Genomic DNA, 958 nt, shown 5'->3' with positions numbered 1-958 from the left:
GGAGTTTAGCTTAGTTGTAATTGAGAGGAAATCGAAATTACAATCGGCGGATGAGAGAAACGAAGTTTCTTACCGTTGGCTGAGCTAGACTCCGCCCTTTGGGAGTTTAGCTCAGCTGGGAGAGCATCTGCCTTACAAGCAGAGGGTCAGCGGTTCGATCCCGTTAACTCCCATAGGTCCCGTAGTGTAGCGGTTATCACGTCGCCCTGTCACGGCGAAGATCGCGGGTTCGATTCCCGTCGGGACCGTTTAAGATAACGGAAGTTATTTTAGACTCGTTAGCTCAGTTGGTAGAGCAATTGACTTTTAATCAATGGGTCACTGGTTCGAGCCCAGTACGGGTCATATTTGCGGGTTTGGCGGAATTGGCAGACGCACCAGATTTAGGATCTGGCGCTTAACGGCGTGGGGGTTCAAGTCCCTTAACCCGCATAATAGAAATCAGCCGGCTTAGCTCAGTTGGTAGAGCATCTGATTTGTAATCAGAGGGTCGCGTGTTCAAGTCATGTAGCCGGCATTTTTTTATATAGAATAAGAGGTCGATGCGAACGTAGTTCAGTGGTAGAACACCACCTTGCCAAGGTGGGGGTCGCGGGTTCGAATCCCGTCGTTCGCTTAGAGAGGCCGGGGTGGCGGAACTGGCAGACGCACAGGACTTAAAATCCTGCGATTGGTAACGATCGTACCGGTTCGATTCCGGTCCTCGGCATATAATGATGAGCACCCTTAGCTCAACTGGATAGAGTACCTGACTACGAATCAGGCGGTTAGAGGTTCGACTCCTCTAGGGTGCATTTTTTTATTTAACGCGGGAAGTAGCTCAGCTTGGTAGAGTACTTGGTTTGGGACCAAGGTGTCGCAGGTTCGAATCCTGTCTTCCCGATTGATTGCGAGGATACTTAAAGGTATCTTTTTCTATTTATTAAGGAGATTCTGAGAGTCTTCTTTTTTGTTTACG

General features: G+C 49.0%; 9 tRNA genes. All 9 read left to right on the top strand.

Annotation, left to right across the window (positions count from 1 at the left end):
- Window positions 1-100: 100 nt before the first annotated feature.
- The 9 genes from HMPREF0849_RS09965 (at window position 101) to HMPREF0849_RS09925 (ending at window position 883) form a co-directional block, all read left to right on the top strand.
- Window positions 101-173: transfer RNA gene (locus HMPREF0849_RS09965), tRNA-Val, on the top strand.
- A 2-nt stretch (window positions 174-175) separates the two neighbouring features.
- A tRNA-Asp gene (locus tag HMPREF0849_RS09960) sits at window positions 176-248 on the top strand.
- Window positions 249-272: 24 nt separating this feature from the next.
- Window positions 273-345, top strand: a tRNA-Lys gene (locus HMPREF0849_RS09955).
- Between the two features lie 5 nt (window positions 346-350).
- Window positions 351-432 (top strand) — tRNA-Leu (locus tag HMPREF0849_RS09950).
- 12 nt (window positions 433-444) lie between these two features.
- Window positions 445-517 (top strand) — tRNA-Thr (locus HMPREF0849_RS09945).
- Between the two features lie 27 nt (window positions 518-544).
- Window positions 545-616: transfer RNA gene (locus HMPREF0849_RS09940), tRNA-Gly, on the top strand.
- A 7-nt stretch (window positions 617-623) separates the two neighbouring features.
- Window positions 624-709, top strand: a tRNA-Leu gene (locus HMPREF0849_RS09935).
- An 11-nt stretch (window positions 710-720) separates the two neighbouring features.
- Window positions 721-794: transfer RNA gene (locus tag HMPREF0849_RS09930), tRNA-Arg, on the top strand.
- A gap of 15 nt (window positions 795-809) precedes the next feature.
- Window positions 810-883 (top strand) — tRNA-Pro (locus HMPREF0849_RS09925).
- Window positions 884-958 lie beyond the last annotated feature (75 nt).

This window comes from Streptococcus sp. C300 (genome assembly GCF_000187645.1).
Taxonomy (GTDB): domain Bacteria; phylum Bacillota; class Bacilli; order Lactobacillales; family Streptococcaceae; genus Streptococcus; species Streptococcus oralis_CQ.
The sequence above is the reverse complement of the archived record's forward strand: the minus strand, read 5'-3'. Positions and strand labels throughout refer to the sequence as shown.